A 363-nucleotide genomic window follows, 5' to 3' on the forward strand; every position below is an offset into this window, starting at 1 on the left:
GAACCTGGGGCTGGATCACCTCCTTATACGATTTAGAACTTATTTGTTCGTAGTGTCCACACAGATGATTGTTAATTGTAAAGAGAACAACACTTATTGTTTGGGTCTGTAGCTCAGCTGGTTAGAGCGCACCCCTGATAAGGGTGAGGTCGGTAGTTCAAATCTACTCAGACCCACCACTTTACTCCCATACATCGTTATGGAATATCTCGTTTAGTAAACTAAACGTCGATTTCCCACGCCTTGTCTGGAAGCAAAGTCGGTATACAAACAGTAAGACCAGCATATGTGGGGCTATAGCTCAGCTGGGAGAGCGCCTGCCTTGCACGCAGGAGGTCAGCAGTTCGATCCTGCTTAGCTCCA

At 46.8% G+C, this 363-nt stretch carries 2 tRNA genes; both read left to right on the forward strand.

Annotated elements, in window-relative coordinates:
* The first annotated feature begins 102 nt into the window (after positions 1-102).
* Positions 103-179 (forward strand) — tRNA-Ile (locus AAEZ22_RS18230).
* Positions 180-290: 111 nt separating this feature from the next.
* A tRNA-Ala gene (locus tag AAEZ22_RS18235) sits at positions 291-363 on the forward strand.

The sequence above is a fragment of the Pseudoalteromonas sp. 20-MNA-CIBAN-0454 genome, from assembly GCF_040308685.1.
GTDB lineage: Bacteria > Pseudomonadota > Gammaproteobacteria > Enterobacterales > Alteromonadaceae > Pseudoalteromonas > Pseudoalteromonas nigrifaciens.